Origin of the sequence: Microbacterium sp. AG1240, assembly GCF_003635115.1 — a bacterium.
Taxonomy (GTDB): Bacteria; Actinomycetota; Actinomycetes; order Actinomycetales; family Microbacteriaceae; genus Microbacterium.
Genome location: NZ_RBXJ01000001.1, coordinates 1,167,425 through 1,180,536 on the forward strand (window position 1 = coordinate 1,167,425; position 13,112 = coordinate 1,180,536).

General features: G+C 72.1%; 9 protein-coding genes. 4 read left to right on the forward strand and 5 right to left on the reverse strand.

Translation table 11 applies throughout. The features are described 5' to 3' along the window. Window positions 1-3: 3 nt before the first annotated feature. Window positions 4-1,035, reverse strand: coding sequence for an endonuclease/exonuclease/phosphatase family protein (locus DEU34_RS05370; RefSeq protein WP_121149132.1), 1,032 nt, complete (start codon window positions 1,033-1,035; stop codon window positions 4-6). 57 nt (window positions 1,036-1,092) lie between these two features. On the opposite strand from DEU34_RS05370, the gene DEU34_RS05375 reads away from it, so the two are divergent. Then, entirely contained in the window at window positions 1,093-1,956 is an 864-nt protein-coding gene (locus tag DEU34_RS05375; protein ID WP_121149133.1) for a PHP domain-containing protein, read from the forward strand. 83 nt (window positions 1,957-2,039) lie between these two features. On the opposite strand, the gene DEU34_RS05380 is transcribed toward DEU34_RS05375, so the two are convergent. Further along, window positions 2,040-3,497 (reverse strand): DEAD/DEAH box helicase, encoded by a 1,458-nt coding sequence (locus tag DEU34_RS05380; RefSeq protein ID WP_121149134.1) that lies wholly within the window; start codon window positions 3,495-3,497, stop codon window positions 2,040-2,042. Window positions 3,498-3,680: 183 nt separating this feature from the next. On the opposite strand from DEU34_RS05380, the gene DEU34_RS05385 reads away from it, so the two are divergent. Next, a complete protein-coding gene (locus DEU34_RS05385; RefSeq protein ID WP_121149135.1) occupies window positions 3,681-4,397 on the forward strand; it encodes a ferritin-like fold-containing protein in 717 nt (238 codons plus the stop codon). 7 nt (window positions 4,398-4,404) lie between these two features. Here DEU34_RS05385 and DEU34_RS05390 read toward each other — a convergent pair whose 3' ends face one another. Together DEU34_RS05390 and DEU34_RS05395 are read right to left on the reverse strand one after the other, a co-directional pair. Next, on the reverse strand, window positions 4,405-4,695 hold the full coding sequence (locus DEU34_RS05390; protein WP_121149136.1) for a hypothetical protein: 291 nt from the start codon (window positions 4,693-4,695) through the stop codon (window positions 4,405-4,407). Window positions 4,696-4,705: 10 nt separating this feature from the next. Beyond that, on the reverse strand, window positions 4,706-4,930 hold the full coding sequence (locus DEU34_RS05395; protein ID WP_121149137.1) for a DUF3107 domain-containing protein: 225 nt from the start codon (window positions 4,928-4,930) through the stop codon (window positions 4,706-4,708). Between the two features lie 145 nt (window positions 4,931-5,075). Between DEU34_RS05395 and DEU34_RS05400 the strand changes: the two genes are divergently transcribed. Next, complete coding sequence (locus DEU34_RS05400) at window positions 5,076-8,354, forward strand: UrvD/REP family ATP-dependent DNA helicase (protein ID WP_121149741.1); 3,279 nt, start codon at window positions 5,076-5,078, stop codon at window positions 8,352-8,354. Further along, window positions 8,351-11,737 carry an ATP-dependent DNA helicase gene (locus tag DEU34_RS05405; RefSeq protein WP_121149138.1) on the forward strand — a complete coding sequence of 1,129 codons (3,387 nt, stop codon included), beginning with the start codon at window positions 8,351-8,353 and terminating at the stop codon, window positions 11,735-11,737. The genes DEU34_RS05400 and DEU34_RS05405 overlap by 4 nt, the downstream gene beginning before the upstream one ends. On the opposite strand, the gene DEU34_RS05410 is transcribed toward DEU34_RS05405, so the two are convergent. Continuing rightward, window positions 11,725-13,077, reverse strand: coding sequence for a phosphotransferase (locus DEU34_RS05410; RefSeq protein ID WP_121149139.1), 1,353 nt, complete (start codon window positions 13,075-13,077; stop codon window positions 11,725-11,727). The two genes, DEU34_RS05405 and DEU34_RS05410, sit on opposite strands and share 13 nt — an antisense overlap. Window positions 13,078-13,112: the final 35 nt, after the last annotated feature.

Consider the following 13,112-nt stretch of genomic DNA (forward strand, 5'->3'; position numbering starts at 1 on the left):
GGATCATCCCTGGGCGGGCTCGAGCTGGACGACGAGCGGACGATGGTCGCTGCCGGAGGAGTCGAGGGATTTCAGCACCGCGGATCCCGTGGCCCGCCATCTCGGTGAGACGAGGATGTGATCGATCGGGGCACCGAAGAGCGCGGGGAACTGTGTCGTCCACGTGCCGACCCCGCCGTTGCCCGTGTCTGCGGCGGCGTCGTGGCATCGACCGAGAGCCCCACCGTCGACGCCGAGCCCCGCCATATGGTCGAGCGTGGCGTTGAAGTCGCCCGCGAGGATGACGTTGTCGGCGGCGCACTGGTCGGCGAGCCACTGCAGGTCGTCGCGCCAGTGCTGCATGTAGGACTGCCGCGGCGCCACCGCGTGCGCTGCCACCACGATCGGACCGTCGCCGGAGGTCGGCATGGCGACCGCGCTCGGCACGGTGGAGGTGTTGCTCGTGCCGTCCTGCGACGACTCGATGACGGAGTAGTCGCCCAGCTCGGGACTGATGAGCACCGTGGTGGAGGTGGCGTCCCACCCGTCGATGCCGTACTCGCCGTACTCGGCGTGGTGAGCCCACATGGGCCGGCCGAGATCGCCCATGACGATCGCCACCTTCTCGCCGGTGTCGATTGTCGTCTCGGGGAGCGTGATGATGTCGGCGTTCATCGCGACGGCGATCTGGGCGATCGTCTCGGGGGCGGTCGCCGAACCGGCGGTGTTCCAGGTCATCACGCGCAGGCTGGTGTCGGTCTTGTCGGGCAGCGCGTCGGTTCCGATACCGCGGGAGGCCATGATGCCGGCGTTGGCCCCCGCCGCGACGAGCGAGACGACCGCCAGGGTGAGCGCGAGGGCACGGATCGGTCGCGCCAGGGCGAAGATCAGGGCGAGGATCGCGAGGGCCGCGAATGCGGCGGCCAGCGGGCCCCGGAACGACACGATCTGCGCGATCGGAAAGGTGCGTTCGAGCTTGAACAGCTGGGGCCAGGTGAGCACCGCCGCCCCGCCTGTGCAGAGCAGCGCGATGAGAACCCCCCAGACGCGACGCACCCCGTGACTCTAGGACAGCAGTCTGGGAGATCGACGGATGCGGCTACCCTCGGGGGAGTGGAGTCGGTGCGCAGGTTCGAGGGTCCGAGTGACCTGCATCTGCATTCGGCATGCTCGGACGGCACCGAGGCCCCGGCGCTCGTCATGGCAGCCGCCCACCGACACGGGCTGCGGACGGCGGCGCTGACCGACCACGACACGACCACCGGGTGGGCGGAGGCCGCCGAGGCCGCGTCGTCGCTCGGCATGACGTTCCTCCCCGGTATGGAGCTCTCCGCTCTCCACGAGTGGCGCAGCGTCCACCTGCTGGCCTACCTGTTCGATCCCGACGAGCCGTCGCTGCGCGCGATGACCGATCGCATCCGTTCCTCGCGGGTGGATCGCGCCAGGGTGATGGCCGATCGCATCTCCCGGGACTACGACCTGGTGTGGGACGACATCGTCGCCCAGACCTCCGACGGGGCCACCGTCGGCCGACCGCACATCGCCGACGCCCTCGTCGCACGCGGACTCGTGCGCGACCGGGCCGAGGCGTTCGCGGGCATTCTCAGCCCGGCGGGCGACTACTACGTGGCGCTCTACGCGCCGGATCCGGTCACGGCGGTCTCGCTCGTCGTGGGGGCCGGGGGAGTGCCCATCATCGCGCACCCGGCGGGGCGAGCGGGTCTTCTGCCGTCGCGGCTGCTCGACCGCATGCTCGAGGCGGGCCTCGCCGGCTTCGAGCTCGGCCACCGCGAGAACCTCGCTCCCGGCATCCGCACGCTCCGGCGCATCGCCGACGAACGCGGTCTGATCGTCACCGGCTCGAGCGACTACCACGGTCTGGGCAAGCCGAATCAGCCCGGTGAGAACACCACCGCCGACGCGGAGGTCGCGAAGATCATCGCCCTCGCGAGCGGTACGGCGCCCGTCTACCCCTGACACCGCGCCCACGACGAAGGGGCGCCCGGTCGTCGGACGCCCCCTCGGGAGATTCGGATGCTGCGCCCGGCGGACGCCGCGGATCAGGCGGCGGGTGCGCCGCCGCCCGTGCGGGCTCCGCCGCGACGACGACGTCGACGCCGCGGTGCGGCGTTGCCGTCGTGGTGCTCGGAGCCGCCGCCGTCGTGCGTGCCGGCGCCCTCGGGCGTGGCGTCGGCGGCGGCGCCGTGCTCGGCGATCGGCTGGGGTTCGCGCGAAGACTGCTCCGGTCGCGAGCGGCGACGACGGCTGCCGTTCTCTCCCGAGCCGGAGTCGGAGCGCGGCTTCGATGTCTCGGCCGCCTGGGCGCGGGGAGCCGTGGTCAGACGACCCTTCGTGCCCTCGGGGATGTTCAGGTCGGTGAACAGGTGCGGGCTCGACGAGTAGGTCTCGGTGGGCTCGGGCTGCCCGAAGTCGAGCGCGCGGTTGATGAGCGCCCACTTGTGCAGGTCGTCCCAGTCGACGAACGTGACGGCGATGCCCGTCTTGCCGGCACGGCCGGTGCGCCCGGCGCGGTGCAGGTACGTCTTCTCGTCGTCGGGGATCGTGTGGTTGATGACGTGGGTCACGTCGTCGACGTCGATGCCGCGAGCTGCGACGTCGGTGGCGATCAGCACGTCTTTCTTCCCCGCCTTAAAGGCGGCCATCGAGCGCTCGCGGGCCTCCTGGCTCATGTCGCCGTGCACGGAGGCGGTGTTGAAGCCCCGGTCGCCCAGCTCGTCGGAGAGGCGCTGCGCGGCGCGCTTGGTGCGCGTGAAGATGACGGTCTTGCCCCGTTCGTCGGCCTGCAGGATGCGGGCGATGACCTCGTCCTTGTCGAGCGAGTGCGCGCGGTAGACGAGGTGCTGGATGTTCGCCTGCGTCAGACCCTCGTCGGGGTCGGTGGCGCGGATGTGGATGGGGTTCGACATGAACCGGCGGGCGAGGGCGACGATCGGCCCCGGCATCGTCGCGGAGAACAGCTGCGTGTGGCGCACCGGCGCGACCTTGGTGAAGATCTTCTCGATGTCGGCGAGGAATCCGAGGTCGAGCATCTTGTCGGCTTCGTCGAGGACGACCTCCACGGCGCTCGACAGGTCGAGCAGGCGCTGGTTGTTCAGGTCGATCAGGCGACCCGGGGTGCCGACGACGATCTGCGCGCCGGCCTTCAGCTGGTCGATCTGTCCTTCGTAGGCCTTGCCGCCGTAGATCGCCACGACGCTGGTCGAGCGGCCCGACGTGAGCATGTCCATGTCTTCGTAGACCTGCACGGCGAGTTCGCGCGTGGGGACGACGATGAGCGCCTTGACCCCGGGCTCGGGGTTCAGGCCGAGTCGCTGCACGACGGGGATGCCGAAGCCGAAGGTCTTGCCGGTACCGGTCTTGGCCTGGCCGATGATGTCCTGGCCGGGAAGGCCCAGCGGAATCGTCTGCTCCTGGATGGGGAAGGCATCGACGATGCCCTTCGACGCGAGCACGTCGACGATGTCCTGGTCTACGCCGAGCTCGGCGAAGGTCGTCACGATATGAGCCTGTCCGGCGGAAGAGAGCCGCCTAGAGTGATCGGTCCACGCCCTCACTCAGCCGCAGGCGCGGGGGTCCCGATCCGACGCCGGGACCCCTCAACGATACCGGAGCGGTCCGGATGCGGCGGAAAGGCGCGTACCTCGGCGGGGCGCAGCGGCCGCGGGCTTAGGCTTTCGTACGTGTTCGAGTGGTTGCGTCGTCGTGGTCGCCCTGCCGGTCGCACCCTCACTCTGAGGTCGCGCGGCGATTTCGGCGACGCCGTGCGGGTCGATTTCGCCGAGTTGGCGCCGGAGGTCGACACCTTCCTGGGTCAGGCGGCCTACCTGCAGCTGGGCTTCTTCGAGACGTTGAGCGAGCTGATCGCCTCGACACCGGAGCTCGCCCAGAAGGAGGCGCTCTCCCGCGCCGCGGGCGCGGCTCTCACGAAGCACGAGGCGCTCGTCTCCCTCATCCGGGAGCGGGGCGACGATCCAACCGCCCTCATGCTGCCGTTTCGCGAGTCCCTCGACGCCTTCCGCCGCGCGACGCACGGCGTCCGACCCCAGGAGACGATGGTCTCGGTGCACATCACCGCCGGGATGCTCGACGACTTCTATCTGGCCCTGTCGGCGAGCTACGGCGACACCGGTCGTCGCGTCGCGCGCATCCTCCGCGCCGACGACGACCGCCAGGCCATCGTCGAGATCATCGCCGCCACGATCGACAGCGATGAGGAGTGGCGCTCGCTTCTGGCGATGTGGGGCCGCCGGCTTGTCGGCGACACGCTTCTCGTCGCGCGCGCGGCCCTCCGGCCGACGACGCTCGGCGCCGCCGACGAGGAGCGGGTCGAACCGGTGTTCACCGAGCTGATGGCCGCTCACTCGCGGCGCATGGACGCCACCGGCCTCGCGGCCTGAGGTCGGGTCAGACCAGACCGAGGCTGCGGCGTTCGCGTTCGTCGCCCCGCACCCGGGCGGCGCCCAGTGCGAGCACGAGGGGCGCGGTAACCACGGCCGGCACGGTGATCGCCGACAGCCAGATCCAGGGATTGTCGATACCGACACCGGCCCAGGTGAGGGCGGCCCACGTGATGACGCCCGCCGCGGCGGCGATCGCCGGGGCGACCACCACCCCGCGCTTCTGGCGGTGGGGGAGCGCGACGTGCAGGGCGACGCCGATCACCACGGCGATCAGCAGAGCGAGCGCGATCTGCATGGTGTCTGGATCAGGCGACGAAGCCGACGCGGCGCGATTCTTCGGTGCCGAACTCGATGTAGGCGAGCGTCGCGGTGGGCACGAGGTAGCTGTTGCCCTTCACATCGGTGAAGTTCAGGTGCGACGCCTTGGCGTCCAGGGCGTCGGCGACCGACTGCTTCACGGCGTCCGATGCCTCGGAGGTTTCGAAGCTGAGCTCGCGGCCGGTGTTCGCGATGCCGATGCGGATCTCCACGGTGGTGCCCTTTCCGGCCCGGGGCTACCCCGGGCGCACCAAAAACTCTACGACAGGGCGCGTATCCCTCCGGCCGTTCCCCGAACGCTCTCGGCGAACGACGTCCGTCCCCTCGGTGTCGGTCGTGCCGGTTAGCGTGGTGGGCATGGGATCAGCCGATGCGTCGCAGCCGCGCATCGCGCTCGACGAGGTGCAGCGCGCGGTCGTGCGGCTGCCGGTGGGCTCTTCCGGCGTCGTGCTGGGCGCCCCGGGAACGGGCAAGACCGAGGCGCTCGTGGCGCGGTTGCGCGCACTGGTCGATGCCGGGGTGCCGGTCGACGACGTCCTCGTCCTCACCCCGTCGCGGCAGACGGCCACGGCGCTGCGCGATCGCCTCTCGATCGTCGTCGACCGCGCGTCGTCGGGTGCTCTCGCCCGCTCCATGGCCTCATTCGCCTACCAGGTCGTGCGGGCCGCCGAGGTGCGCGCCGGCGGCCAGCCGCCGCAGTTGCTCGCGGCGAGCGATCACGACCGCATCCTGGCCGATCTGCTCGCCGGCGACATCGCCGACGAGGCGACGGGCGAGGCGGTCATTCCCTGGCCGGCCACGATCGGTGCCGAGGTGAGGGGCTCGCGCGAGTTCCGGGGCGAGCTGCGCCAGTTCATCGCCGCCTGCACCGAGCTCGACCTCGACGCGGCCGAGCTGGGCCGGCTCGCGGCCGACCGGGGCGAAGCCGGCTGGGGGGCCGCGGCATCGTTCCTCCGGGAGTACCGCGATGCCGTCGACCAGATGCACACGCGAGCGCGCGACGCGGCCGACCTGCTGCGCGAGGCCGCCGCGGTGCTGCACCGCACCCCGCCGGGCGCGGAGGGCGAGCGCCAGCTCGGGGCGGCCGGTCGCTTGCGGGCGGTGCTCATCGACGACGGCCAGGAGCTCACCCGTGGCGGCCTCGACGTCGTGGCCGCCCTGCGGGCCCGGGGTGTCGCGGTCGTCGCCTTCGGCGATCCCGACATCGCCTCCGGTGCCTTCCGCGGATCGAGTCCGGCGCTCTTCGCCGACCTCTGCGCGCTGCTGGGCACGGCGTTCGTGCTCGACGCTCCGCATCGCGCCGCGCCCGCATTGACCCGACTCACGCGCGTCGTGACGCAGTCCATCGGGGCGGCCGGACGCATCGACCATCGGCGGCCCCCGGGCGATCTCGACCCCGACGACCGGTCGGTGCGCGCGATCGTCGCGGGGTCGCCCTTCGAAGAGATCGACGCGATCGCCCGCATCGTTCGCGAGTGGCATCTGCTCGATGAGATCCCCTGGTCGAGGATCGCTGTGATCGCCCACGACACCCGTCAGGTGGCCACGCTCGAGACCGAGCTGGCGGCGCGCGAGGTGCCGACGCGGGCCGCTGGCGTGCAGCGCCCGCTCGGACGGGAGCAGGTCGTGCGCGACCTGCTCGAGCTCGTGCGGATCGCGCTCGTCGACCCCGCCGATCGCGACCCCGATGCTCTGGCGGGCGTGCTCGTCTCGCCGTTCGGCGGTCTCGACGCGGTGGGGCTCCGACGCCTGCGCGGACGACTGCGCCACGCGGAACTCGCCGATGGGGGAACCCGGGCCGCCCGGCACCTCCTCGCCGACGCCCTGGCGCACCCCCTCGAGCTGGCGCTGATCGATTCGCCCGAGGCTCGCGCCGCCGAGCGCCTGGCGACGACGCTGGCGCGCATCGCGGCCGACGCGGATCGGGGCGCCACCGTCCACGAACTGCTGTGGCTGGCGTGGGATCGCGCTCGAGACGGGGCCGGCCGCCCACTGGCGCGCTCCTGGCACGACACGGCCGTCGGCGGTGGTGTGCTGGCCGCCGAGACGGGGCAGGCGCTCGACGCGCTGGTGGCGCTGTTCGATGCCGCGAAGCGATTCCTCGAGCGCGATCCCGACGCGAAGACGTCGGACTTCATCCGGCGCATCCTCGACAGCGACGTGCCCGAAGACATCCTGGCCTCTCCCGACCGCGCGGCGACCGTGACCGTGCTCACTCCGGCGACGGCGCTCGGTACCGAGTTCGACGCCGTGATCGTCGCCGGCGTGCAGGACGGCGTGTGGCCGAACCTGCGCCTGCGCGGCGGGATCCTCGACGCGTGGCGCCTCGGCGACGAGGTCGAAGCGTGGCGGCAGGGGCTCGCCGCCCCGACCGCACCCGCGGTGCTGGATCGGCGGCGGGCGGCGCTGCACGACGAGCTGCGGCTGTTCGCCCGCGCACTGTCGCGCGCACGACGGCACCTCGTGGTCACCGCGGTCGACGACGACGACCTCGGCCCGAGCCCCCTGTTCGAGCTGCTGCCCGAGCCCGAGCCGCCGGTGCTCGACGAGGTCGATGCCGGGCACCCCCTCACGCTCCGCGGTCTGGTGTCGCAGTACCGCCGAACGCTGACCGCGTCATCGTCGGTCGGAGCCCGTGAGCACGCTGCGTCGCAGCTCGTCGTCCTCGCGCGAGAGGGAGTCGCCGGCGCCGCGCCGGAGCAGTGGTTCGGGGTGGCGCCGCCGTCGTCCGACGGCCCGCTGCGCGACCCCGACCGCGCCCCGGTGCCGATCTCTCCCTCGAAGATGACGACGTTCGCGGATTGCCAGGTCGACTGGGCGGTGCGCGCGCTCGGCGGCGAGACGCGCACCTGGTCCGCGGGGGCCGGGGTCATCCTCCACGCCGCGATGGAGGAGGTTCCATCGGGCGACCTCGACGAGATCCGCCGGATCGTCGACGAGCGGTGGGGCGAGCTCGACTTCGAGGCGCCCTGGCTGTCGCGCAAAGAGCACGCGTGGGCCCACCTGCTCGCCGACCGCCTGCACTCCTACCTGCGCACCTTCCACGCCGAGGGCGGCCGCACGATCGGAGCCGAGGCGCGCTTCCGTCTGGCCGTCGACCTCGACGCCACCGCAGACGGTGTCCCGCGGGTCGTGGCGGTCGACCCGGAGGCGCGGCATCCCGAGGGCCGCTTCGCCCTGCTCACAGGATCGATCGACCGCGTCGAGGTCTACCCGGCGGGTCGAGGCGAGAAGGTGCCGGTGCGCGAGGGCATCGATGAGAACGTGCTGATCGTCGACCTGAAGACAGGACGCTCCGAGGCTCGGGTCAGCGACGACAAGGTCGCCGACGACCCCCAGCTCGCCGCTTACCAGCTGGCCTTCCTCGAGGGGCTCGTCCCGGGCGCCCACCCGCAGACGAACGCCGGGGCGCGGTTGATCGTGCTCTCGCGGACGACGACCAAGGAGCCCCATTACCGCCTCGCACGTCAGGCGCCGATGGCCGCCGCCGAGCGCGCCGAGTTCCTCGGCAGCATCGTCGAGACCGCACGGATGATGGCGGCCGACACGTTCGAGGCGCCGGTCGACGCGCACTGCGCCACCTCTCGGTTCGGTGTCTGCGCGCTGCATACGGTGAAGGCGGTGTCGTCGTCGTGACCCTCTCCGCCGAGACGATCGCCCGCGCCCTGGGGCTTCCTCCGCCGACCGCCGATCAGCGCGCCGTCATCGAGGCGCCGGCGAGCCCGGCGCTCGTCGTCGCCGGCGCGGGCAGCGGGAAGACCGAGACCATGGCCGGTCGCGTGGTGTGGCTCGTGGCCAACGACCACGTCGCACCCGACGAAGTGCTCGGGCTCACGTTCACGCGCAAGGCGGCGGGCGAGCTCGCCGAGCGCATCGGCCGTCGACTGGCGGTCGTACGCGAGTACGCGCGCCGCGATCTCCTGCCCCACCTCGATCTGCTCGTCTCGGACGGCACGCTGCCGGCATTCTGGGAGACGCACGCGGCCTCTCCGCCGCGCGTGCGCGACGCCGCCTTCGCCTCGCTGCTGGATCGTCTCGCCGACGACGTGGTCCCCGGACGCAGCATCCGCTCCCTCGACGGGGAAGAACTCGCGTTCCGTCCGCGCGTCGCCACCTACAATGCGTTCGCCGACGCCCTCGTGCGCGAGCACGGGGCGCGCATCGGACGCGACCCCGATTCGGCTCTTCTCAGTCAGTCGGGGTCGTGGCTGCTCGCGCGGCGCGTGGTCATTGCCTCGGACGACGAGCGTCTCGCCGAGAGGGAGGAGGCCTTCTCGACCGTCGTGGACGCCGTGCATCGCCTCTCGGGCGACGTGCTCGACAACCGGGTCGACCTCGACGACCTCATCGCGTTCGCGAATACCTGGGACGCGCGATTGTCGACCGTGACCTGCCGCAGGAAGGTCGACCAGGACCGGGTCGACAAGGCACGGCGCAGCATGACGGGTCTTCCCGTGCTCGCCGAGCTCGTGCGCGAGTACGCGCGCCGCAAACGCGCGGACGACACGCTCGACTTCGCCGACCAGGTGGCCGACGCCCTGACGATCGTGGAGCGGGCCCCGGAGGTCGGTGAGGCACTGCGCGCGCAGTACCGGGTCGTGCTGCTCGACGAGTACCAGGACACGTCCGTGCTCCAGACACGGTTGCTGGCCGCGATCTTCCGCGACACGGCGGTGATGGCGGTCGGTGATCCGCATCAATCGATCTACGGGTGGCGCGGCGCGTCGGCCGACAACCTCACCGCCTTCCCGGGCGCGTTCTCGTCGACGGGCGTGGCCGAACGGTTCCGCCTCATGATCAGTTGGCGCAACGACGTGGCCATCCTCACCGCCGCGAACGCGCTCCTCTCCGCGGCGGACGGCGCCGACGTCGAAGAGCTCGCGCCGCGCCCGGGAGCGGCGACCGGTCGCGTGTCGCGCGTGTTCGCGGCATCGGCGGAGGACGAGGCGCGGGAGGTCGCGGAATGGTTCGTCGCCGTCCGCGCCGCCCACACCGCGTCGGGTGCTCCGCACCCGCACTCGGGCGCGGTCCTGTTCCGCACGAAGCGGCACATGCAGCTGTTCGCCGACGCCCTCGATGCGGCCGGCGTGCCCAACCGCATCCTCGGTCTCGGAGGGCTCCTGTCCACGCCGGAGGTCGTCGACGTCGTCTCCGCGCTGCGGGTGGTGCACGACCCCGCCCAGGGGTCGTCGCTGATCCGTCTGCTCGCCGGCCCCCGGTTCTCCATCGGCGTGGCCGATCTCGCGGCCCTGCACGCTCTCGCCGACACCCTCTCGCGGCGCGACGCCGCTCTCGACCCGCTCCCGGCCGAGCTCGCGGCGCGCGTGCGCGCCTCGGCGGGCGCCGACGAGCAACTGTCGATCATCGACGCGCTCGAGTTCGTGCGTCGCTCCAGCGACGATCACGGATTCCTGCGCGCCATCACGCCCGAGGGGCGGCGGCGCCTGCGCGACGCGGGCGAGATGTTCGAGCGTCTCCGGCGCGCCGTCGGCCAGCCCATCCCCGACCTCCTGCGCCTGATCGAGATCGAGCTGCGTCTCGACATCGAGCTGGCCGCCAACGAGGCGCGCGGTCCCGCGCGCGTCGCCAGCGCGCGCCTTCGCACTTTCCTCGACGAGGTGCGGGCCTTCCTCCTCGCCGACGATCGAGGCTCGGTCGGCAGTCTGCTCGCGTGGCTCGACCATGCCGAGGAGACCGACGAGCTCATGCCGCGCCCCGAGCCTCCCGAGCCGGGCGTCGTGCAACTGCTCACCGTGCACGGTTCGAAGGGGCTCGAGTGGGACGCCGTCGCCGTGGTGCGTCTGGTCGACAAAGAGCTGCCCAAAGCGCCCCGCACGGTCAACGGATGGCTCGGATTCGGGGTTCTGCCCTACCCGCTGCGAGGTGATCGCGATGCGCTCCCGCGGTTGGATTGGTCGTTCGACGACGACGACGCGGATCTGCCCGACGCGATCGAGCAGCTCCGCGAGGCGGATCGCGCTCATCAGGAGCGCGAGGAGAGACGTCTCGCCTACGTCGCGGTCACGCGCGCCCGGTCGGAGCTCCTGCTCACCGGCGCGCACTGGGCCGGGCAGAAGGAGCCCCGCACACCCAGCCGGTACCTGGTCGAGATGCTCGATGCCCTCGGTGCTCCGCCGATCGAGGAGTCGGCGCCCGACGACAATCCCTACCTCGACAAGGGCGGCCGCATCGTGCAGTGGCCGCTCGACCCGCTCGGAGCGCGGCGCCAGGCGGTGCTCTCCGCGGCAGATGCCGTGCGGGCCGCCGCCGACCACGATCCGGTACCCGACGACACGCTCGCGCGCCTTCTCGCCGAGTGGGAGCAGCGCCGCCGGGGAGCGCCCGTGCGGCCACCGGCACGCATCCCCGCCTCGCGGTTCAAGGACTACGTCACCGACTACCGCGCGACCGTGTCAGCGGTCACCCGCCCGCTGCCCGAGCGCCCGTTCCGCCAGACGCGCCTCGGCACGCTCTTCCACGCGTGGGTCGAGCAGCGATCGGGTCGCGCCGGCACGGCCGGGTCGATCGACGACGCGCTCTGGGAGATCGACGACGACGGCGACGCGTCGGAGGCATCCACCTCGGACGCCGCCGACCTCGCTCGCCTGAAGGAGGTCTTCGAGAGGTCGGAGTGGGCCGACCTCGCCCCGCTCGAGGTGGAGACCGAGATCGACTTCGCGATGTCGACGGGCGACGGCGAGCAGCACGTCATGATCTGCAAGCTCGATGCCGTCTACCGCCGCGCCGATCGCGGCGGACGCCTCGAGATCGTCGACTGGAAGACCGGCCGCGCGCCGATCTCGGCCGCCGAGAAGGACGAGCGGATGCTGCAGCTCGCGCTCTACCGGCTGGCCTACCACAAGAAGCACGGCGTGCCCCTCGACGACATCGACGTCGCGCTGTACTACGTCGCGGACGATCTCGTCATCCGATCGGACCGGGTCTGGGAGGAAGCGGAGCTCGTCGCGCGATGGCGCCGCGCCCGCGACACGGCCGGCGGACGGACTCAGGTGCCCTGACCGACTCGCGCGTCGTCGCCCCCGGCACCCCATCGGCGCAACGCTGCGCGGGTCGCCCGCTGCGCCTCGTCCCGAAGATCCTCGTCGTCCCTGACGGCGTCGTCGACCCCGGCGGCATCGGCGGGCGCCGGCTCCTCCTGGGGCTCCTGCCCGGTGGCGTCCGATTCCCGCAGCGACGACCAGCCCTCCATATCGATCGGCGCCGTCGACTGCTCCTCCGGCTCGCGGAGCCCGTCGAGGCCGAAATCGGGCGCGGATGCCGCGGTCTGCCGGTCGCGCTCGGCCGCGAGGAACAGCGACATCATCTGCGGATCGTAGGCGTCGGTCTGCATGGACGTATCGACGGCGGTCGGTGCGGACTCGGGGATCAGATGCGCGTACGACAGCGCAGCATCCACATCGGGACGGGCCTCCGGCACGATCTCGTCGCCGCGCACCCCGTCGGCGAGCGACTCGAGCAGGGCGACGGCGTCGGCCACGACCTCGGGGCGTCCGTTGTCGTGACCGTGGACCAGCCACTTCACGAACTCGAGCTCGGCGTACATCCGCGCTCTCTCACGCAGGAGCGCGTCGGGCGCCCTCGACGCGTCGGCGGTGTAGCCCGCGTAGACGTCGTCGGCCGCGGTCGGGGCCGACGCGAGCCAGCGCAGATCGGTCGCCGGGTCGCCGACGCTCAGGCCGCCCCAGTCGAGCAGGCCCGTGACCGTCGCCGTGTCGTCTTCGGAGAGCAGGAACGACGCGGAGGTGGCCCCGCCGAGCACGACGGCCGACTCGAACCGCCACAGGTCGTCGGAGTCGACGGCGCGTCGCCAGCGTTCGATCAGGAGGTCGGGGACGCGTCGAGTGGCCTCGGCGCGGTCGAGGAGCCGTGAGACGTCGTCGCGCACCTGATCGGGAGTGCGGACGGGGAGGCCGTCGGTGCGAACGATCGACGGCGGGAGCGCGTGCACGGCGGCGAGGGCGCTGCCGATGGCGGTCGCGAAACCGGAACCCTGGGGCAGGTGCGCCGGGTCGACCCGATAGCCCTCGAGCCGGTCGACCACGAGAACGCGCGCGGCTCCGGACCCGGCTTCGCCGAGCACCTCGGGAACGCGGAACGGGAGGAGGGCGCGAACACCGGGGGTGAGGGCGTGGAGGGCGCGCGACTCCGCCGCGAGCTCTCCCGCCGAATCGTCGTCGGCGGGGGTGCGCACCACGACCTCGCGGCCGTCGTCGAGGCGGGCGACGGCCGAATCGAACCGCCCCGCGCCGTTCTCGGTGAGAAGGCCCACACCCACCACCCCTGCCCCGGGAAGGGCGGCCGTGACCGACGCGGCTAGAGTGAGAGGGGAGCGTGCCATGGGCCCAGGGTAGGCCGGGCTCGCCTCCGAACCCC

Bases quoted from the DNA above. Each gene is read 5' to 3' on its own strand.
- DEU34_RS05410 (WP_121149139.1), bottom strand. From the start codon at position 13,077: ATGGCACGCTCCCCTCTCACTCTAGCCGCGTCGGTCACGGCCGCCCTT.
- DEU34_RS05400 (WP_121149741.1), top strand. From the start codon at position 5,076: ATGGGATCAGCCGATGCGTCGCAGCCGCGCATCGCGCTCGACGAGGTG.
- DEU34_RS05390 (WP_121149136.1), bottom strand. From the start codon at position 4,695: ATGCAGATCGCGCTCGCTCTGCTGATCGCCGTGGTGATCGGCGTCGCC.